The 18,877-nt window shown below is 60.3% G+C and carries 17 protein-coding genes and 1 pseudogene; 5 read left to right on the top strand and 13 right to left on the bottom strand.

Annotation, left to right across the window (positions count from 1 at the left end; translation table 11 throughout):
- Positions 1-87: 87 nt before the first annotated feature.
- From F3H95_RS25110 to F3H95_RS25055, 12 genes are all read right to left on the bottom strand, one after another.
- Positions 88-1,968 carry a TRAP transporter large permease subunit gene (locus F3H95_RS25110; RefSeq protein WP_143126529.1) on the bottom strand — a complete coding sequence of 627 codons (1,881 nt, stop codon included), beginning with the start codon at positions 1,966-1,968 and terminating at the stop codon, positions 88-90.
- Between the two features lie 272 nt (positions 1,969-2,240).
- Positions 2,241-3,266 carry a TRAP transporter substrate-binding protein gene (locus F3H95_RS25105; protein ID WP_149747966.1) on the bottom strand — a complete coding sequence of 342 codons (1,026 nt, stop codon included), beginning with the start codon at positions 3,264-3,266 and terminating at the stop codon, positions 2,241-2,243.
- Between the two features lie 211 nt (positions 3,267-3,477).
- Positions 3,478-4,230 (bottom strand): glucose 1-dehydrogenase, encoded by a 753-nt coding sequence (locus F3H95_RS25100; RefSeq protein ID WP_143126531.1) that lies wholly within the window; start codon positions 4,228-4,230, stop codon positions 3,478-3,480.
- Positions 4,231-4,277: 47 nt separating this feature from the next.
- The gene (locus F3H95_RS25095) at positions 4,278-5,297 is read right to left on the bottom strand and encodes a transketolase C-terminal domain-containing protein (RefSeq protein WP_244618137.1); all 1,020 of its coding nucleotides are present in this window, start codon (positions 5,295-5,297) and stop codon (positions 4,278-4,280) included.
- 11 nt (positions 5,298-5,308) lie between these two features.
- Positions 5,309-6,163, bottom strand: a complete 855-nt coding sequence (locus F3H95_RS25090) for a transketolase (RefSeq protein WP_143126533.1) — start codon at positions 6,161-6,163, stop codon at positions 5,309-5,311.
- Positions 6,164-6,275: 112 nt separating this feature from the next.
- The gene (locus tag F3H95_RS25085; RefSeq protein ID WP_149747964.1) at positions 6,276-7,262 is read right to left on the bottom strand and encodes a LysR family transcriptional regulator; all 987 of its coding nucleotides are present in this window, start codon (positions 7,260-7,262) and stop codon (positions 6,276-6,278) included.
- A gap of 127 nt (positions 7,263-7,389) precedes the next feature.
- Positions 7,390-8,283, bottom strand: a complete 894-nt coding sequence (locus tag F3H95_RS25080; RefSeq protein WP_149747963.1) for an amidohydrolase — start codon at positions 8,281-8,283, stop codon at positions 7,390-7,392.
- 117 nt (positions 8,284-8,400) lie between these two features.
- Positions 8,401-9,360, bottom strand: a complete 960-nt coding sequence (locus tag F3H95_RS25075) for a substrate-binding domain-containing protein (RefSeq protein ID WP_149747962.1) — start codon at positions 9,358-9,360, stop codon at positions 8,401-8,403.
- 23 nt (positions 9,361-9,383) lie between these two features.
- Positions 9,384-10,355 carry an ABC transporter permease gene (locus tag F3H95_RS25070; protein WP_149747998.1) on the bottom strand — a complete coding sequence of 324 codons (972 nt, stop codon included), beginning with the start codon at positions 10,353-10,355 and terminating at the stop codon, positions 9,384-9,386.
- A 17-nt stretch (positions 10,356-10,372) separates the two neighbouring features.
- Positions 10,373-11,836: a sugar ABC transporter ATP-binding protein gene (locus F3H95_RS25065; protein ID WP_149747961.1), complete on the bottom strand. Its 1,464-nt coding sequence runs from the start codon at positions 11,834-11,836 to the stop codon at positions 10,373-10,375.
- Between the two features lie 524 nt (positions 11,837-12,360).
- Positions 12,361-13,014, bottom strand: a complete 654-nt coding sequence (locus tag F3H95_RS25060; protein ID WP_149747960.1) for an NAD(P)H-binding protein — start codon at positions 13,012-13,014, stop codon at positions 12,361-12,363.
- A gap of 68 nt (positions 13,015-13,082) precedes the next feature.
- The gene (locus tag F3H95_RS25055; protein ID WP_149747959.1) at positions 13,083-13,922 is read right to left on the bottom strand and encodes a pirin family protein; all 840 of its coding nucleotides are present in this window, start codon (positions 13,920-13,922) and stop codon (positions 13,083-13,085) included.
- Positions 13,923-14,017: 95 nt separating this feature from the next.
- On the opposite strand from F3H95_RS25055, the gene F3H95_RS25050 reads away from it, so the two are divergent.
- Complete coding sequence (locus tag F3H95_RS25050; RefSeq protein WP_149747958.1) at positions 14,018-14,926, top strand: LysR family transcriptional regulator; 909 nt, start codon at positions 14,018-14,020, stop codon at positions 14,924-14,926.
- 488 nt (positions 14,927-15,414) lie between these two features.
- Here the strand turns inward: F3H95_RS25050 and F3H95_RS25040 are convergent, their stop codons facing one another.
- Positions 15,415-16,500 carry a helix-turn-helix domain-containing protein gene (locus F3H95_RS25040; RefSeq protein ID WP_210248590.1) on the bottom strand — a complete coding sequence of 362 codons (1,086 nt, stop codon included), beginning with the start codon at positions 16,498-16,500 and terminating at the stop codon, positions 15,415-15,417.
- A 60-nt stretch (positions 16,501-16,560) separates the two neighbouring features.
- On the opposite strand from F3H95_RS25040, the gene F3H95_RS25035 reads away from it, so the two are divergent.
- From F3H95_RS25035 to F3H95_RS25020, 4 genes and pseudogenes are all read left to right on the top strand, one after another.
- Positions 16,561-17,394 carry an alpha/beta hydrolase gene (locus F3H95_RS25035; RefSeq protein WP_210248589.1) on the top strand — a complete coding sequence of 278 codons (834 nt, stop codon included), beginning with the start codon at positions 16,561-16,563 and terminating at the stop codon, positions 17,392-17,394.
- Between the two features lie 44 nt (positions 17,395-17,438).
- Positions 17,439-18,056: an FMN-dependent NADH-azoreductase gene (locus F3H95_RS25030; protein ID WP_149747957.1), complete on the top strand. Its 618-nt coding sequence runs from the start codon at positions 17,439-17,441 to the stop codon at positions 18,054-18,056.
- 21 nt (positions 18,057-18,077) lie between these two features.
- Positions 18,078-18,386, top strand: coding sequence for a YciI family protein (locus F3H95_RS25025; protein ID WP_149747956.1), 309 nt, complete (start codon positions 18,078-18,080; stop codon positions 18,384-18,386).
- 63 nt (positions 18,387-18,449) lie between these two features.
- Positions 18,450-18,719 (top strand): annotated as a pseudogene (locus tag F3H95_RS25020) (transposase); the annotation flags it as partial.
- Between the last annotated feature and the right edge of the window lie 158 nt (positions 18,720-18,877).

Below are 18,877 nucleotides of genomic sequence, written 5' to 3'. Positions count from 1 at the left end.
ACTACCGCATCCCAAGCTAGATTAAGGCGACGCTACCCATAGCCTCAGGAAAAGTGCAGCCCGGCTTGGCCTCCGAGCTGCAAAACCTCAGAGGAATCCGATCGAGATCCACGGAATGGCGGCGACGATGATCAGGCCGACCAGCAGTGCGATCATGTAGCCGACGATCGGCTTCATGCCCTCGTCCGGCGTGATGCGGCTGATTGCGCAGGCGGCGTAATAGCCGACGCCGAAGGGCGGGGCGAACAGACCCATGCCCATGGCGAGGATCACCACGATGGAATAGTGGACCTCATGCACGCCGACATCGCGGGCAATCGGGAAGAGAAGCGGGCCAAACAGCACGATCGCCGGTATGCCTTCGAGAACGGAGCCGAGAATGATGAAGGCGACGATGGAGACCGCAAGGAAGGTCATGGCGCCGCCCGGCATGTCACGCATGACCTCCGCCAGTTCAGTGGAGAAGCCGGATTGCGTCAGAGCCCAGGCCATCGCGGTGGCGGCACCGATGATCAGCAGGATCGCGCCCGACAGAGCGGAGGCATCGACCAGCATCGGATAGATCCGCTTCCACTCGAACCGGCGGTAGATCAGCAGACCGGCCAGCACGGTATAGGCAATGCCAATCGTCGAGACTTCCGTTGCGGTTGCCACACCTTCGATCACGGCGGCCCGGATCAGGAACGGCAGCGCGATTGCCGGAAGCGCGATGATGAAGCTTGCGGCGATCTCCTTCCAGCTGGCGCGGCGGATGCTGGACAGGTCCTCGTGGCGATAACGCCACCAGACAACGGCCGCCAGCGTGAGCCCCAGGATCACCGCAGGCAACAGGCCGCCGGTGAAGAGTGCAGCGATCGAGACGCCCGTGACGGAACCGATGGTGATCAGAACGATGGAGGGGGGAATGGTTTCTGTCTGGGCGCCGGTGGCCGACAGCAGCGCGACCAGATCTCCCGGCTTGGCGCCCCGCTTCTGCATTTCCGGAAACAGCGCCGGCGCTACCGCGGCCATGTCTGCGGCCTTGGAGCCCGAGATGCCGGAGACCAGATACATCGCACCGATCAGAACATAAGAAAGCCCGCCCTTCACATGGCCGAGAAGGTTGGCGAGAAAGCCGACCATGGCGCGGGCCATGCCGGTCATTTCGATGAGCAGGCCGAGCAGAACGAACAGCGGCACCGCGAGTAGGATGATATGGCTCATGCCCTCATCCATGCGGCCGATGACGACCATGGTCGGCGTCGTGGTGGTGGAGGCGATGTAACCGAACGTGGCCAGCCCGAACGAGAAGGCAATCGGAACGCCGAGAAATACCATGGCGCCGACGCCAAGCACGAAGAAGAGCAGCAGGTTCCAGTTGCCGAGCCCGCTCAGCACCGGCCCGATCAGTGTGACGGCTGCGACCACGATGGCGACACCCGCCAGCGCCAGGATGACCTGACCCCAGTTTCCCTTCTGCAGAAGGCGCAGTGTTGCAATCAGCAGCATGAAGAAGATGCCGACGGGCAGTGCAGCAGCACGCCAGGCATTGGGAATTTCAAGCGCCGGCGTCGTGACCCAGACTTCCTCGGCGGCAAAATGATAGGCCGGCGTAACCGTCAGCAACAGGAAGGCAAAGGCTGCAGCGATCGCGACAAGATCGAGAAGCGAGCGCCACTGCGGCTGCAGGGCGCCGACAATGGCGGTCATGCGCATGTGTTCGCCACGTCGGAGCGCAACGACCGAGCCCAGCATGGCCAGCCAGAGAAACAGGATGCCGGCGAGCTCGTCGGACCAGATGAGCGGTTGATGCAGCGCATAGCGCCAGATTACGCCCATCATCAGCACCACCACCTCGGCAAGAAGCAGCAGGGCCGCAGGAATTTCGACCATCAGGCCGATGATCCTTTCAGCGCCGGCCGCCAGCGCGGCGATCCCGGCCGGTGCGACAGGCTGGATGTCCGTTTCATGATAATGTTGGGCTGTCATGGCCAATTTCCTCCCTTCGTCTCGCAAATGCCTGCCTGTCGTGCCCGTGGTGACGCGCATCGCGATGCGGGCTACACGGCGGCTTCGTGTCTCGTGGGCACGCCGGTGCGCATCCCGCATTGACATGCCGATCGGCGTCTCACCGGCGGAATGAACCCGTCCCGGTGAATGTTTTCGGCTGCAGCGCTCCCCATCGCGGCAACCGGGTATCATCTGGGGCCCGTCCTCCTTCCGTGCCCCCGGCACGCGAGGCGCGGCGGGACGGCAATCCTCTATCTGCCGAGCGGGCCGGAGACCTTCTCCAGACTCTTCCAGGCATCCTCACCGTATTTCTGCTTCCAGTCGGCATAGAAGCTGGTCGAGGCGAGCACCTTGCGGAAATCGTCCTGCTGGACCTCGATAAGGTTGATGCCCTTGCCCTTCAGATCCGCCTTCAGGCTTTCGCTGAGGCGGGCAATGTCGGCGCGCTGGTCGAGCGCCGAACGATCCAGTTCGCGCGCGACGATGTCCTGCAGGTCCTTCGGAAGACGGGCGAAGGAATTCTTGTTGCCCAGAACCCAGTATCCGTCCCAGACATGGTTGGTCAGGCTGACGCTTTTCTGAACCTCGTAGAGGCGGGCCGTGGAAATGATGGCCAGCGGATTTTCCTGGCCTTCGACGACCTTGGTCTGGAGAGCCGAGTACAGTTCGTTGAAGTTGATCGGCGACGGTGCCGCGTCCAGTGCCTTGAACAGGGATGTCAGGGCAGGCGCCGGCGGAACGCGCAGTTTGAAGCCCTTCAGGTCGTCGGGTGTCTTGATCTCCTTCGTGGACGAGGTGATCTGACGAAAGCCGTTGTCCCATATCTTCGACATGGCAAAGATCGGGGTCTTGCCGATCATCTCACGGATATGCGCACCAAGCTCGCCATCCATCGCCTGCCAGACCTGGTCATAATTCTTGAAGGCAAAGCCGAGGCTGGTGATGCCGGACAGCGGCACGAAGGTGGCCAGAACCAGCGAGGACAGGTTGAAGAAGTCGACCGAACCGTTGCGGACCTGCGCGAGAAGATCGGTGTCGGAACCGAGTTGGTTGGCCGGATAAAGCTTGATCTCGACCTTGCCGGATGTCGCCTCGCGGATGCGGTCGAAGGCTCCCTTGGCGCGGATGTTGACGGGATGCGTCGGATCCTGGCCAGTCGCGTATTTAAGGGTGAATTCGGCCGCCGAGGCAGGGTGCTTCAGCACCGTCAGCAGCGGCAAGGTCAGCGCGCCGGTCATCAGCGTGCGGCGCTTCATGGCGAATGCGATGTCTTTCATATGTCCTCTCCCATGGATCCGTGTGGCCCGCCGTATCAGGCAGACCAAAGCATGCAGTTCACCATTCGACGGCCTCGTCTCCCGCCGTCGAACACCTGCGTTACGATCAAAAAGTCTGGTCTCCGTCGCTGGCCACGCGGTAGGGCATGGCCGGCTCCGCGAAGCCGGTTGATGCCTCAGCCGAGGCCGCGACTGCCTTGAGCCACCGCGGTCAGTGGATCAGCGAGCCGCCGTTCACATCGACCTCCGTGCCTGTGCAGTAGGCGGCCAGATCGGAGGCCAGGAACAGGGCGCAGCCCGCCACGTCAGAGGCTTCGCCAGCCCGGCCCATCGGAATGCCTTCAACGATCTTGTCGAGCATCTCCGGCGTCAGCTTGCCGGCGGTGATATCGGTCGCGATAAAACCGGGGCAGATGGCGTTGACGCGAATGTTGGCGGGAGCCAGTTCACGGGCCATGGCCTTGGTCAGGCCGAGAACGCCGGCCTTTGCCGCCGAATAGTGCGGTCCGCCGAAAATACCGCCGCCGCGTTGCGCAGAGACCGAGCTGAGATTGACGATGGAGCCCGACCTGTGCTCGCGCATGCCCGGAATGACGGCCTGGCTCATGTAGAGCGTGCCGCGCAGATTGACATCGAGCACGGCGTCGTAGTTCGACGGGCCGATATCCATGATCTTCAGTGGCTGGGTGATGCCGGCATTGTTGACGAGAACGTCGATACGGCCCCACAGCGTCAGCAATTCGGCAACGGCCGCATCGCAGGCCGCCTTGTCGGTGACATTGCAGGCCAGACCGACGTGCTGAGCCCCGAGATCGGCTGCAGCAGTCTTGGCGGCCGCCGCATCGAGATCGAGGATGGCAACTGTCGCGCCATGGTCCGCGAACAGTCTTGCGGTGGCCTTTCCGAGGCCGCGTGCCGATGCGGCGCCCGTTACAACGGCAAATTTACCCTTCAGAAGGCTCATGAGCCTTTCTCCTCCCTGTCTGCTGTTTGAAGACGTGGGCAGGCTCCTCAGAGCCAGCCCTTGATCTGTTCCGCGACCTTGCCCACCGAAATGCCGTACATCTCGTGCAGCGTCGGCAGTGCGCCGGCCTCCAGGAACTGGTCCGGAAGGCCGATCATCCGGAAGCGCGGTGCGATGCCGCGTGACAGAAGCCCGGCGGCGACTGCCTCACCCAGTCCGCCCATCACGGTGTGGTTCTCCGCTGTGACCACCAGTCGCCCGCCCTTTGCCGCCTCCGCAGCAATGGTTTCCAGATCGAGGGGCTTGATCGTCGGGCAATGCAGCACCGCGACATCGATCTTGTCCGCGGCGAGCTGCACCGCGGCATCAAGCGCGCGCATGGTCATCAGGCCAGTGGAAATAACGAGGACATCCTTCCCCTCGCGGATCATCTGTGCCTTGCCGAGCTGGAAGCGATAATCCGGCTTGTGTTTCCTGAGCACCGAGGGAACCCTGCCGCGCAGAAGACGCGCATAGACCGGACCTTCATGGGCGATCATCTGCGGCACCATGCCGACGATGTCGTCGGCGTCGCAGGGATCGATCAGCGTCATGTTCGGCAGGCCGCGGAAGATCGCCAGATCCTCGGTCGCCTGGTGGCTTGGTCCGTATCCGGTCGTCAGGCCCGGTAGCGCGCAGACGATCTTGACCGGCAGGTTTTCCTCAGCAATCGCCATGGCAATGAAATCATAGGCCCGGCGCGAGGCAAACACGGCATAGGTGGTGGCAAAGGGCAGAAAACCTTCGCGGGCAAGGCCGGCCGCTGCTGACATCAGAACCTGTTCGGCCATGCCCATCTGATAGAAACGATCCGGCATCGCTTGCGAGAAGATGTGCATGTCTGTGTATTTGCCGAGATCGGCGGTGAGGCCAAGGATGCGCTCATCCTTTCGCGCGGCTTCGACCAGAGCATGGCCAAAGGGCGCGGCAATGGTGTCATATCCCTCCGCCGCAAGCGAAGCGATCATCGCCGAAGTGGCCTGGCGTTCGCCTTCGGGAAGCTTGCGGACTTCGTATTTGCGGGCCATGGATGCGAGGGTCATGCGGGTTTTCCTTCTTCCAGAACGGCGAGCGCCTTGTCCCATTCATCCGCTTCGACGCGGACGAAATGGGTGATTTCGCGCCTTTCGAGGAAGGGCACGCCCTTGCACATGGTGGTATCGAAGATGATGACCCGGGGCTTCGCGTCCTTGACGGCACGGGCCTTGTCGAAAGCATGGACCACGGCTGCCAGATCGTTGCCGTTGACGCGCTGGGCGTGCCAGCCGAAGGCTTCCCATTTCTCGGGAAGCGGTTCGGAGCAGAGCATTTCGGTGGATTTGCCGTCGGCCTGCTGGTCGTTGAAATCCACGAGGCAGATCAGGTTGTCGAGCTTGTGATGGGCGCCGGACATAGCCGCTTCCCAGGTCGAACCTTCACCAAGCTCTCCATCCGACATCAGGTTGTAGACGACAGCCTTGTTGTTCTTCCGCTTCAGGCCCATGGCCATGCCAACGGCTATGCCAAGCCCGTGGCCGAGCGAACCGCCAGTGATTTCCATGCCGGGCGTATAGGAGGCCATGCCGGACATCGGCATGCGGCTGTCGTCCATGCCATAGGTCTCAAGCTCGTCCTCCGGCAGGATGCCGGCTTCCATGAGAACGGCGTAGAGCGCGATGGCGTAATGGCCGATCGACAGAAGAAAACGATCGCGGCCTTCCCATTCCGGATCTTCCGGACGGTATTCGAGGGCGTGGAAATAGGATGCGGCGAGAACGTCGGCGATCCCGAGTGCCTGGCCGATGTAACCCTGGCCCTGTACCTGGCCCATCAGGAGGGCCTTGCGGCGGATATTCCATGCCCGCAGTTCCAACGATACGTTGGAGCGCGCCACGGAGCGGCTTGCCAAATTCATAGTCTCCTCCCGGCAATTCATGCAGCTGGAGATAGCATTGCCGAGGGCGGAATGATTTTAAGAAAAGAGAAAGACCTTTGAAGCCAGTCTTAATCAATCATCAAGGTCACGGTCAGAGACCCCAGGGCTTGACGTCGATCAGATCGGTCGGCGAACCGGGTCGGAAGCGACAGCCCAGCCCCTTCAGATGGGCGCGCGCCACGTCGTCATGGTTCTTGCAAGACAGCGTCAGCCATTGGGAAAAACGCTGCACGATCCGGCGGTTGAGGTGGCGGGACGGGCAGACGAACCAGTAGGCCGGAAAATCGATGACATCGAAATCGGTGGAAAAGGGCACCAGTTCACCGCGCTGCAGTTCGCCAAGGCAAAGCGTCACGCTGTCGAGTGCGATGCCGCCACCCTGCTTTGCCATTTCGATCGACATGGAGGAGCGGTCGAAGCGCAAGGGATAGTTGATTTTCGGAATGTGGATCTTGTTGAAGGCCAACCACAGATCCCAGCGATAGAGCGTCTTGACGCTGTCGATCAACCTTGCTCCGGCAAGCTGGCGCGCCGGATCCGGATCGATCGCCCGCAACCGCTCAAGATAGGCGGGACTGCAGAGCGGAAGAACGAGATCGTGCATCAGCGGGGTGACGGCAACGCCCGTCCACGTGCCCATGCCGTAGCGCAGGTCCACATCTACGTTTTCCGTCTCGAAGGCGGAGAAATCCGGCGTGGCATCGATGCGGATGTTCCAGTCCTCGTTTTCCGCCGCAAAGGCCCCGACCCGCGGCCCAAGCCAGCGCACGCCAAAGCTTGGACTGACACGGATGACGAAATTGCGCCGGTCGCGCTGGAAGGAAATGGCGGAGCGGGCATTGCGGATGGCACCGAAAGCCTGTGTCGTCGTCTGGAACAGGCGGTCGCCGTCCAGCGTCAGGACCAGGCGGCGTTTCTCGCGCCGGAACAGCTTGACGCCCAGCTGCGCCTCCAGGATAGATAATTGCTGGCTGACGGCGGACGGGGAAATGCCCAGTTCCTCCGCAGCCTTGGTCACGCTGCCGAGCCGTGCGACAGCTTCGAAATATTCCGTGGCTTTGAGATTGAGATCGCGCATGGGCTCCATGGTAGCGGATCGGCGTGCATCGATCCATCGTCAGCGACGGTCGCGCCCGCCATTGGCCGTGGCACGCAGTCGCGCACGGCCGTCACGCTCGTGAGACATTCATTTTCGCTGCAGTCGGTCAAAGCAGGTAAAACTTCTCGGCATTGTCGTGAAACAGCTTCATCCTGTCAGACTTCGGATAGGCGGCGGTAATGCTCTTGAACGCATCGAAGATCGCATCATAGGACGAGAAGAGCTTGTCGACGGGGAAGTTCGAGGCGAACATGCAGCGATCGACGCCGAAGATCTCGATCGCCGCCTCGACATAGGGGCGGATTGTTTCGGTCGTCCAGGTGAAATCGCCCATGCCGAGCCCGGAGATCTTGCAGGCGACGTTGTCGGCTTCGGCCAGCTTGCGCATGGCCTTGCGCCAGCCGTCGAAATGCTTCGGCCCATCCACCTGCATGCCAGTGTGGTTGAGGATGATCTGGGTGTCGTGAAAATTCCTCGCCAGGTCGTAAAACTCCTCCATCTGCCAGTAATAGAGCTGCAGGTCGTAGGAGAGGTTGCGTCTTGCGAGTTCCCGGAACCCGCGCCGCCATTCCGGTGTGCGGCTGACCTCTGGACGGTCCAGATAGGTCTTCGCTGGATCCGGGTGATAGTTCATCGATTGGCGGATGCCGCGAAAGTTTGCATATTGCAGGTGGCCGTCCAGCAGGTCCGCCACATCCGGCTTTTGTAAATCGGCATAGCCGACGATGCCGTGCGGAAAGCCGCAGCGGTCTGCGATCGATTGCAGCCAGCGGGTTTCGCCCACGGGATCCTTCGGATCGTATCCGACATCGAGGTGGACGGATTTCACCAGGTTCTGGTTCTTCGCGTCGGCCAGAAAGTCCTCGATCAGATAGTCGGAGATGATCGCGGAATAATCCCCGAAGGCGGACGGTTTGGGTCCGTCGTTCAGCCAGGGATAGTAGTTATTGGTAATGTCCCACAGATGGTGGTGGGGATCGATCAGGGGGATGTCGTTCATCGAGGCAAACCGATCGGATCAAGAGGGCGATTGAGTGGACAAGGCCGGAGGCGATCAGAACCGCCTCCGGCGACAGCATCCTGCCGAAAACAGGAACCGGCACGATGCTCTGGACGATCACTGCGGGAAGACGCGGGCAATGACCTTCTTCGCCGCATCGGAACTGATGTCGGCAGCCTTCACCAGCGGCATAACGAGCGCCATGTTCTGCGTCGTCTTTTCCCCCTTCAGGGCCTTGTAGACCTGTTCCGTCGCATCGATACCCTGCCCGACGGCCTCCTGGAAAAATATGCCCTGGATGGCACCGTCCTTCAGCAGCTGGATGGTCGTCGGGCTGCCGTCCGCGACGGTGACGCCGACCTTGCCGGTCAGACCGCGGGTCGCAAGCGCCTTGGCCGCGCCACTGCCGGCCTGATCATACATGCCGTAGATAGCCTTGACGTTCGGATGCGCCGTCAGAAGGTCGTTGGCCTGTGTCACGGCTTCATTGATGGTCAGCCCCTTGGTCTCCAGCATCTGGACCAGTTCGCAACCATTCGCCTGGAAGGCTTCCTTGGCACCCTTCAGGTATTTCTGGGCGTTCTCGCGGTCCTGCGGCAGGGACAGCATGCCGACTTCTTTGCCGCCGCGTTCCTTCGCCAGTTCGCACGTATATTTGCCCTGGGCCAGACCCGTCTCGTAATTGTTGGCGGTGACGGACGAGGTATAGTTCGTCTGCCCCGGCTGCGGGCCGATGCCTGCAAAGGCAACCGGAACCTTCTGCTGTGCGAGGTATGCGAGCAGGGGCGGTGTGGAGGTCGAGCTGACCGGGCCGATCACCACCGCACTGACGCCGCGCGTGACGGCAACGCGGGCATTGTCCATCTGCTTGGCGGGCGAATTCTCCGAGGTGTATTCGACATAGTTCATGCCGAGATCCTTGGCCTTCTGCTGAACGCCGTGCGCCACCCACTGCCAGTAGTCGATATCGAGCGACGGCGCGATATATGCGACGGTAAACTTCTTGTCCTGTGCATGCGCGCCCTGTGCAACCAGTACGGCTGCAGCAACGGCGAGTGCCTTTATCAGTTTTTTCATCTTACTCCTCCTCCTTGAGCGCATTATCGATGACTGAACCTGTCGATCAGGACCGCCACCAGGATTGCAAGGCCGGTGACGGAGCCCTGCCAGAAACTGTTGATACCGATGAGATTCACCCCGTTCTGGATGATGGTGATCATCAGGGCGCCGAGCACGGCGCCGACGGCGGAGCCCGATCCACCTGAAAGGCTTGCTCCGCCGATGACGACGGCAGCGATGGCCTGCAGCATGAGGGACGCTCCTGCCGTCGCCTCCGCATTAAGAATGTAGCTGACCGTCAGCAGCCCCGCGAAGGACGCCATGGTGCCGGAGATTAAATAGGCCGCAAAACGCGTGCGCTTGACCGGAATGCCGAGCAGATAGGCCGCCATCGGCGAGCTGCCAACGGAATAGAACCAGCGGCCGGCGGTGACCTTGCGCAGCACGAATTCGAGCGCCACGGTGAAGAGCAGGCAGAAGAGAACGAAGTTCGGCAGACTCGGAATTATCTGACCACTGTTAAAGAGCCAGTAATCCGGGGAATCGACGCCGAGCGAGCGACCGTTGGTGACGATGAAGGCAAGCGATGCTGCGACCGCATAAGTGATCAGCGTCACGACGAAGGGCGCAAGCCCTACCAGCGTGATGAGGGCACCGTTGATCGATCCGAATACAAGGCCGACGCCGAGCCCCGCCAGACTGGCGCTCACGTCGCCTAACCCGTTGGCCATGGCAAGCGCGGTAACCATTCCCGTCAGCGAGAAGATGGAGCCGACGGAGAGATCGATCCCGCCGGTGATGATCACCACCAGCACGCCGAGCGACATGATCACCAAGGGAGCCGAGGCCTGCAGGATATTGGCGAAGTTGCCGGCTGACAGCGCCGCCGGCACGAAGATGCCGACGCTGACCAGAAGCGCGATGCAGGCAATGGCAATTGCCATTTCCGAACGATAGGCCGAAAGGATGGACGGTGCGCGTGGCGCCGGAGGCAGGCTGTCGTTCGAAGTCATGGGCTGTGCTTTAGTATTCATGCCGCCATTCCCGTCAGATCTGCGAGCGCGTCTTCGTTGAACCGGTCATGCGGCAGAAGGCCCTTGACCCGGCCATCCGTATCGAAGGCGAGGATCTCGTCGCAAAGTTCGAGAAGCTCGACATTCTCCGTCGACCACCAGACGACGATGGTGCCTTCCTCCGCCATGCGGCGGATCAGGTCGTAAATGTCCCGTTTGGTGCCGATATCGACGCCGCGGGTCGGCTCCTCGAACACCACCAGACGCAGCGACATGCCGAGCCAGCGAGCAATCAGCAGCTTCTGCTGATTGCCGCCGGAGAGTGTCGAGGGAAGATCGCGGATCGAGCCTGCCTTCAGCTTCAGCGCATGCACCAGATCGAGGCATTCCCGTCGTTCTGACGCGCGAACCATGTAGCGCTTTTCGCGAACCCGTCGCGAGGCAAGCATATTATCGACGATCGGCAGTTGGGCGAGCACGCCCTTGTGGCGGCGATCGCCTGACACGTAGCCTATTCCAAGTGCCACGGCATCACGCGGCGAGGCCGGCCGGGCCGGCCAGCCCTTCGCATCCAGGCTCCAGGAACTGGAGCGGCCGGTGCCGTTGAGCAGCGCAATCACCTGGCTGGGGCCAGCTGGCGAGCCGGCCAGGCCGAGGATCTGCCCCTTGTGAATGGGGATCACGGCCTCCGCTCCCTTCAGGACGAGGCCTGCCTCTGCCATATCGAAGCGCCGCCGTGAATGCGCCACCTCGCGCGCGCCTGGCTGACCCATTTGCTGCATGATGTCATTATCGGTAAGGCTATCGAGTGGTGTCGCATCTACAACCGTCAGTCCATCGCGGATGATCGTGCAGACATCGCAGAGCTGGCGGATTTCCTTCATTCGGTGCGAGACGAAGACGATGCCGATCCCGGCCTCACGAACCAGCCGCCGCAGCACGGCAAACAGACGCTCCGTCTCACCGGCGGTCAGATTGGCTGTCGGCTCATCGAGCAGCAACACGTCGGCGCCAATGGACAATGCCCGGGCAATCTCGACGATCTGCCCTTCATGCATGGATAGGTCTGCCGCCTTGCGGTGGAGCGCGCTCCGTGCCAGATGCGGGTCAAGCAGGGCGAGGGCGTTGTAGGCAAGCTCTGCACGCTGTCCGGCCCGGACGATCGTCAGGCCGGCGGTGGCGTGAACCATGGCGATGTTTTCCGCCACCGAAAGATCCTGCACAAGGGCCAGTTCCTGATGCACGATGGCGATCTTCGGCTCTGCCCCGCGCTGTGATCCAAGCATTATCTCGCCGTCATCCTTGCGGATGCCGCCTGTCATGATGCGGATCATCGTGCTCTTGCCGGCGCCGTTGCCACCAAGCAGCGCGTGAATCTGACCGGCACGGACGGTAAAGTTCACCCCGCGCAGTACCCGTGTGGCGCCGAAGCTTTTCTGCAGGTTGCGGACGGAAAGGAGCGGCAGATCAGCGTCAAGCATGATGTGCCCACCTTGCAGGCCATGCCGAACGATCCCGTGATGACGGCACGCGGCCGCGCGATTTCTCTGTCATATCAAACTCCTCCCGGTGAGGGACCTTAGTGGAGGGTCGTAGCCGCGGAAATTTACTTAAGTTAAAGAGATGTGAAGCTGGGCTAATGAATGATCGCGCGATCTACCCCAGACAGACAGGCACACCCGTTGACCTCGCATTTGTCAAAGCAATGGAAAGGCTGGGTAGGACGGTCATCCAAGTCATGACCGTTACCGTTCAAAGGGGATGGCCGGGAGATATAGGTCGCGGCGCGGGATATCTCATCCGGCTATGCTAGGAGCACAGAACGACCTAGCGCAAGTCGTGTACGTGGTTCAGGACGAGCGCACCCTCCCGATGGCGGGGTCCGCTTCCTCTTCCTTCAATCACAGATCATTCCACTCGATGTGCTCGGAGGGGAAGGCGGTTCACATACGACAACACGAAGACAACTGGGTGGAGCAGCAGCGCCACCGAGTTGGACATGTCATTAATATGCGACGCCGATCTGCGCCCTTTGACGGGTCGGATGTTCGATCTCGTCGAGAACCGCACGGGCATAATCGATCCCGCTGATTGCCGATTTGCCGTTCTCGTCGAACAGCGCTACTTCATCGCCAACACGATAATGGCCGAGATCCTCGCCCGGTTGCCAGGCCGAGAATTCCATTGCAGGGGAAACAAACAGCCAGTCGACACCAGTGGTGTCCGCGAGCAGATTGTTCAAGACATCCAGATTTTCCTGCGCTTCGGCAACAACCTCGGCCGGAACCTCCGGTGGAAAGCTTTCCCCTTCCAGCATCCGCGGTCCACCGGGTGTCCGCCTCAGGCAAGAGAAACCGCCGACCAGAACAAGGCGGGCGCCCGTCTCCGCAGCTTTGCGCGCAAGGTTTGCGTAGACACCGGCGAGAGCACCTCTGTTGGCCCCACGTGGAGAAAAGGCGCCGACAATGACATCGATGCCTGCAAGCAAACCACCGGCATCCTCAACGCTTGAGGCCACATAGGTAACGCCAGGGATCGGTTCGGCCGGAACCGACCGGCTGACCGATGTCACCAGATGGCCACGCTTGGCCGCTTCGCGTGCGATCGCCGACCCGGCATATCCGGTGCCGCCGATAATCGTAATCCTCTTGGATGTCATATGTAAATTCTCCATTTTGGGACGTTTTTGAAGGCATTGCCACAGGACGCCGCATCGATAAGCGCCTGTCAGACGGCGTCGAGGGTGCCCATCTGGCCCGATTGAAAGCGATGGAAGGCGCTCCGGATCCCGGCGGTATCGTTCATGATGAACGGTCCATCGGCCACAACCGGTTCGTTCAGTGCGGGTCCGGCGAGAAGAAGGGCGTGGGCAACGCCATTGAAGGCAGCGAGTTTAACCTCACCGGTTCCTGAGAATGCGAGCGCGGTCTCGCTCGACAATCGATGAATGTGATCATCAAGGCTCACTTCGAGCTGGCCGTCGAGTACATAGACAACTGTGTTGTCGCCGACAGCCAGCGGCAGGTCGATACCGTGGGATACGAATGCTTCGAGGATCGTGTAAGGTTCCACAGGCTTGACGGGCGAAATGACATTGCCATAAGCGCCCACCAGTACACGGACGCGGTCGCCTGTCTCGCTGCGCCATTCTGGAACCTGGCCAGGCAGCATATACATCGTCTGCGGATCGGTCAGCTTGTTGCGCATGCTAAGATTGACGTAAATCTGTGCGCCATGCAGTTCACCACCACGGACCGAAGGGACTTCCTGGTGCAGAGCACCACGTCCGGCCTGAAGCCAGACGATCCCCCCGGGACCTATCTCAAGGTCATTGCCGAGCGAGTCACGGCTGCGCAACGCAACAGGCGAGTCCTCGAACACGTAGGTGATCGCCGAGAAACCGGCATGAGGATGCGGCCCGAAAGGCTGGCCGGATACGCGGAAATTATCGAGCAGCGCGAGTGGTGAGGAGAGTCCATTAAACTGCTCGAGATCGATGGTGTTTACGGAGAAAATGCCACCACTGCTGTGATGGCGGGCATGAAGGATTTCTGAAACGCGCACCACGGGAGCACCTCTTAAGTTCCGAGGTGGTTATCCCGAATTGCCTGACATCGGACAATCCACTATATAGCGATATTATCCATCTGGATTTCCGATACATGCTTGATGGCTTCTCACTTGATCAGTTGCGAACATTCGTCGCTGCGGCGGACAACGGAAGCTTTTCTGCAGCAGCGCGTCGCCTTCGCAGGGCACAGTCGGCGGTGAGCCAGACGGTCGCAAATCTGGAAGCTCTCATCGGTGTTCCTCTGTTCGACAGAAGTGGCCGATATCCCGTGCTGACCGAGCAAGGCCGTGCGCTGCTTGAACAGGCGCGGACTGTTACGGGAGCCATAGATCACTTCAAAGCGCGTGCGCATGGATTGGCAAAAGGCCTCGAACCTGAGCTTAGCCTTGTGGTCAATGTGCTCTTTCCGACCCGTGTGCTGACACAGGCTATCACAGGCTTCCAGATGCGATTTCCCGATACGACGTTGCGTATTTCCGTCGAGGGATTAGGAGCGGTTCTCGAACTTGTGCTGGACGGAACATGCGCCTTCGGCATTCGCGGCCCCATAGGAGGAGCGCACCCGGATCTGAGCAGCGAATACTTGCTGCAAGTCGGATATCAGATGGTGGCGGCCCCCAGCCATCCTCTCGCTCATATTCGCGGTCCAATCACGACCAAAGTGCTCGCGCAACATGTGCAGCTTGTTCTGTCAGACCGCTCGAAGCTTACGGCCGAAAAGGATTTCCGGGTCTTTGCGCCTAAGACCTGGCGGCTTTACGATCTCGGGGCGAAACACGCGCTCCTGAAAGCTGGTCTCGGCTGGGGTGGCATGCCGGTGGACGTCGTGCGGGAAGACCTTGATCGTGGTTTGCTGGTCCCGTTGGAGATTGCTGACATGACGACAGCAGCCATGATTACGATGTCCGTGGTCTACAGGGCGGACTCTCTGCCCGGTCCGGCCGGACGCGGATTTATCGAGGAGCTCATCAAGGCGTCGTCTGTCAGTAACGCCGCCTAGCCTTTATCAAGCCTGACGTGCTCCACGGGCTTGGCCTTACGGTGGTTCCGACCTCCTATATCCGCGAGGAACTTCAGCGCGGACAGTTGCATATGCCATTCGGCGAGCCGGTGCAGTCGGACGACTCCTATCATCTCGTCTATCCGGAACGCAAATCCCACAATCCTAGCGTCATCGTCTTTCGTGACTGGCTCCTGCGTGGTCTTCGAAAAAACGTACCGGACATTGCGCGGTAGCAACGACATTTGGTGGTCAGCGGTTTACATCCTTTCAAGGCAAAAGTAGGTTGGGCGAACAGCGTCCCGGTGCGAGATGCCGGGCCATGCGATGGCGGCTTCACGCTTTCAATTCGGTCATGAACATCGTATTCCCTGCATGCGATCAAACACACACTCGCAGATGCGTTCGAATGCGAGGTCGCCACTGAGAAAGTGCGCCGCCCTGACTTGAAGTTGTCAGGGCGCTTTCAGCTTTGAAGCCTTCGCCCTCTATTCAAACTCGCGTTGCTCTGTTCGCAAACGTCGCCCCACCGCCCAGCGCCGATAGTCCGCCGGCGTCATGCCGGTCAACTGGATAAAGGCGCGCCGGAAGGCCGTGTCATCGCCATAACCACACTGCTGTGCCACTTGTTTCACGCTCGCTCCTGGCGTTTCGAGGAGAACGCAGGCCATCTCGATCCTGACTCGCGTCATGAAGCCCTTTGGCGACTCGTTGGTAAGTTCCTTCAGCCGACGGTGCAGTGTCCGTTCGCTGAGGTTCAGTGCGCCGGCAAGTGCTTCTGCCGTCATTCCCGGACTTGCATGACGTATGATCTCTTCCGCCTGCAGCAGCAAAGGGGCGGCTGCATTGACGTAACCGCGCGGCGCATAGATCATCTGCGGCATCGGCAACGTATCAGCGACCGATACATCAGCGGCAAGCTTGGCGATCTCCGGGCCGGCAGTAAGCTTGATAACGTGCAGCGCCAGGTCGATCCACGATAGCGGCCCGCCCGTGGTGATCACGCGGTCCTGCTCCTCGACTGCCGTTCCCCAAACCGGCCGGGCCTTCGGGAAACGCCGCTTGAACGCGTGATGCAGCCACCAAGTGGTCGTGCAGCGTCGACCATCAAGAAGTCCGGCTTCGCCGACGATGAATGTTCCTGCGCAGGCTCCACCAACGACGGTGCCCTGCTTATGTCTGGTCCGAAGCCATTCCGCCGCCTTCTCGATCGAATTGGATACGGGCGGAAGATGATCGGGCCCCAATGCCATGCCGGTGACAAGCGCGATATCGCATGGACCGAGTTCGTCGAACGAACAGTCTACGGGGATACTGCGCCCTTGAGCGGCACGAGGCGACTTCCCGTCAGCGCTGACGATCGTCGTGCTAAAGAATATCTGGGTGTGATTGGGCAAGCCCTCGGCAGATCCCGACGGCGGCGCCCGCAGTGCCTGGTTGGTGATCCAGAACAGATCTGCAAGTCCTGCGATGGCGGACAGCAGGCTCCCCTCCACGGCGATCACAGCAATATTCAACCTACGAGTTGAGATGTCGGTTGGCGAGTTTTGCATGAAGGATGTCCAATTTGCCATCTGAAGCGCCTGGCAGCGGAGCGGTATATTTGCCTCAACAATGCATCAAGGCCCTCAGAAATGAAAACATCAAAGCATAAGACCACCGGCTTTCCGCGGATAGCAGCAATTACGATGACGTCGTCGGGTTTCACCGGCCGTCTCCTCGCCTCGCTTGGCCTGGCATTTTCGCTATCGACGAGCGAAGCCAAGACCGCACCGGCACGTCACGCCATCGGCACGATCGTGCTCGTCCACGGCGCCTTTGCCGATGGATCCAGTTGGGCTCCCGTCATCAGCCGGCTTCAGGCGCGTGGATATCATGTTGCCGCCGTACAGAACCCGCTGACCTCGCTCGCCGATGATGTCGCTGCGACCAATCGAGTATTACGCCGCCAGACCGGCGATGTGTTGCTTGTGGGCCATTCCTGGGCGGGCGCTGTCATCACCGAGGCTGGCAACGCCGCAAACGTAAAAGGCCTCGTCTACCTGTCGGCCCTGGTGCCGGATAGTGGCGAGTCTGTCAGCGATCTTCTGAACCGCCTGAACGCGCCGATGGCAGGGCTCACTCCGGACACGGACGGGCTGATCTGGCTGGATGACGCGAAGGCCTATCGCCACGTCATGGCGGCTGATGTCTCAGAGGACAAAGCGGCTGAACTGGCGGCGCTCCAGCAGCCCATCGCAGCAGCGACCTTCGCCGGCAAAATCAGCCATGCCGCTTGGCATGATAAACCGAGCTGGTACCTGCAGACAGAGAACGATAACGCGCTTGGACCTCAGGTTCAGCTAGCCATCGCCCACCAGATCGGCGCGAGCGTCACATCCCTATTCGCCAGCCACATGTCCCTCGTCTCCCATCCTGATGCGGTTGCCGATCTGATCGATCAGGCTGCTCGGGAGGCAGGACAATGAGCCGCGGAACTGAGAACACATACGTCAACGATAGCGAGAAAGACATGAAGATCCTTCACATCGACTCCAGCATTCTGGGAGCCAGCTCCATCACACGAGATCTCACCGCGACGATCATCGGCGAAATCCGCTCCGGTAACGCAAACGTCGAAATCGACTATCTCGATCTCGTCGAATATCCCGTCGGACATATGGACGGAGCAGTGGCCGCCGGCTTCCGTCCCAATCTTACCGCAGAATTCGATGCTGCGGCGCTCCACGAAAAGGAGATTTCGGATCGTCTGGTCGCGCAGTTCCTTGCCAGTGACGTGATCATCATCGGTGCGCCGATGTATAACTTCTCTGTCCCGACCCAACTGAAGGCCTGGCTGGACCGGATCGCTCAGCCCGGCAAGACCTTCAAATACACCGAGACCGGGCCGATCGGTCTTGCAGGTGGCAAGCGTGTGATCATCGCGTCTGCCCGGGGCGGCTTCTACCTCGAAGGTCCTTTGGCCCAGTTGGATTTTCAGGAAAGCTACCTGAAGGCCTTCCTCGGCTTCCTGGGCATTCAAGACGTTCGCTTCGTTCGCGCTGAAGGCGCATCCCGCGGCGAAGAAATCCGTCAGAAGGGCATTGCCTCTGCCAAAGCCGCCATCGCCGCCGCACTCGCCGCTGCCTGAACGAACCAAGGAACAAGCATCATGCTGTACGCCATCAAACTCACTTACATCCGTCCGATGGAAGACATCCAATCGCATCTCGATACGCACAAGGGCTGGCTCGCCCGTTACACCAAAGCCGGGACGATCCTGTTTGCAGGGCCATTGGAAGGCGGAAAGGCCGGCTTCATTCTGGCGTTTGCCGAGACGATCGCGACGATTGAAGCCATGATCGCCGAAGATCCATTCGACGTGCTGAAGCTCGCGAGATTTGAGATCTCGGAATGCAATCCTGTGGTTCGGAATGAAGCTTTCCCGGCCCAATGGGCAGCCGACGCAAAGGCTTTCTAGTGTCAGGCCCCATTGATTTGAATTGACGGCTATGATTCAGAGCGGCGGACAGGAGCCTGACTGATGAGCAATTTGTTCTGGTTGACTGACGAGCAAATGGCTCGTCTTCAGCCCTATTTCCGCAAGAGCCATGGCCGCCAGCGTGTTGATGATCGGCGCGTGCTGGGCGGCATCATTTTCGTCAATCGCAACGGGCTTCGGTGGTGCGATGCGCCGAAGAAATATGGCCCGGCGAAAACGCTGTATAACCGCTGGAAACTCTGGAGCGACAAGGGCATCTTTATCCAGATGATGGACGGCTTGGCTGTGCCTGAAGCTGCAGAACACCAGACCGGGTAGCGTCGCCTTAATCCGGCTTGGGATGCGGTCGTCGTCTCAGCCTTAATTTCACGCACTTTGAATAGCCCCGAGTTTCGTAGACACCCTCGGGTTAGATTTTCTGCTGCTTCTCGAACTCGACGGGTGACAGCATTCCGTTTCTGACGTGCTTG

This window comes from Rhizobium sp. RU35A, assembly GCF_900156005.1.
Classification (GTDB): Bacteria; Pseudomonadota; Alphaproteobacteria; order Rhizobiales; family Rhizobiaceae; genus Neorhizobium; species Neorhizobium straminoryzae.
Note: the sequence above shows the minus strand (reverse complement) of the source record. Positions and strands in the feature narration are given on the sequence as shown.

Excerpts from the sequence above, each read along its gene's own strand:
- F3H95_RS25040 (WP_210248590.1), bottom strand. The coding sequence starts at position 16,500 with ATGGCAAATTGGACATCCTTCATGCAAAACTCGCCAACCGACATCTCA.
- F3H95_RS25060 (WP_149747960.1), bottom strand. The coding sequence starts at position 13,014 with ATGACATCCAAGAGGATTACGATTATCGGCGGCACCGGATATGCCGGG.
- F3H95_RS25080 (WP_149747963.1), bottom strand. The coding sequence starts at position 8,283 with ATGAACGACATCCCCCTGATCGATCCCCACCACCATCTGTGGGACATT.
- F3H95_RS25035 (WP_210248589.1), top strand. The coding sequence starts at position 16,561 with ATGAAAACATCAAAGCATAAGACCACCGGCTTTCCGCGGATAGCAGCA.
- F3H95_RS25070 (WP_149747998.1), bottom strand. The coding sequence starts at position 10,355 with ATGACTTCGAACGACAGCCTGCCTCCGGCGCCACGCGCACCGTCCATC.
- F3H95_RS25085 (WP_149747964.1), bottom strand. The coding sequence starts at position 7,262 with ATGCGCGATCTCAATCTCAAAGCCACGGAATATTTCGAAGCTGTCGCA.
- F3H95_RS25100 (WP_143126531.1), bottom strand. The coding sequence starts at position 4,230 with ATGAGCCTTCTGAAGGGTAAATTTGCCGTTGTAACGGGCGCCGCATCG.
- F3H95_RS25050 (WP_149747958.1), top strand. The coding sequence starts at position 14,018 with ATGCTTGATGGCTTCTCACTTGATCAGTTGCGAACATTCGTCGCTGCG.
- F3H95_RS25090 (WP_143126533.1), bottom strand. The coding sequence starts at position 6,163 with ATGAATTTGGCAAGCCGCTCCGTGGCGCGCTCCAACGTATCGTTGGAA.
- F3H95_RS25095 (WP_244618137.1), bottom strand. The coding sequence starts at position 5,297 with ATGGCCCGCAAATACGAAGTCCGCAAGCTTCCCGAAGGCGAACGCCAG.
- F3H95_RS25065 (WP_149747961.1), bottom strand. The coding sequence starts at position 11,836 with ATGCTTGACGCTGATCTGCCGCTCCTTTCCGTCCGCAACCTGCAGAAA.
- F3H95_RS25110 (WP_143126529.1), bottom strand. The coding sequence starts at position 1,968 with ATGACAGCCCAACATTATCATGAAACGGACATCCAGCCTGTCGCACCG.
- F3H95_RS25025 (WP_149747956.1), top strand. The coding sequence starts at position 18,078 with ATGCTGTACGCCATCAAACTCACTTACATCCGTCCGATGGAAGACATC.
- F3H95_RS25105 (WP_149747966.1), bottom strand. The coding sequence starts at position 3,266 with ATGAAAGACATCGCATTCGCCATGAAGCGCCGCACGCTGATGACCGGC.
- F3H95_RS25030 (WP_149747957.1), top strand. The coding sequence starts at position 17,439 with ATGAAGATCCTTCACATCGACTCCAGCATTCTGGGAGCCAGCTCCATC.
- F3H95_RS25075 (WP_149747962.1), bottom strand. The coding sequence starts at position 9,360 with ATGAAAAAACTGATAAAGGCACTCGCCGTTGCTGCAGCCGTACTGGTT.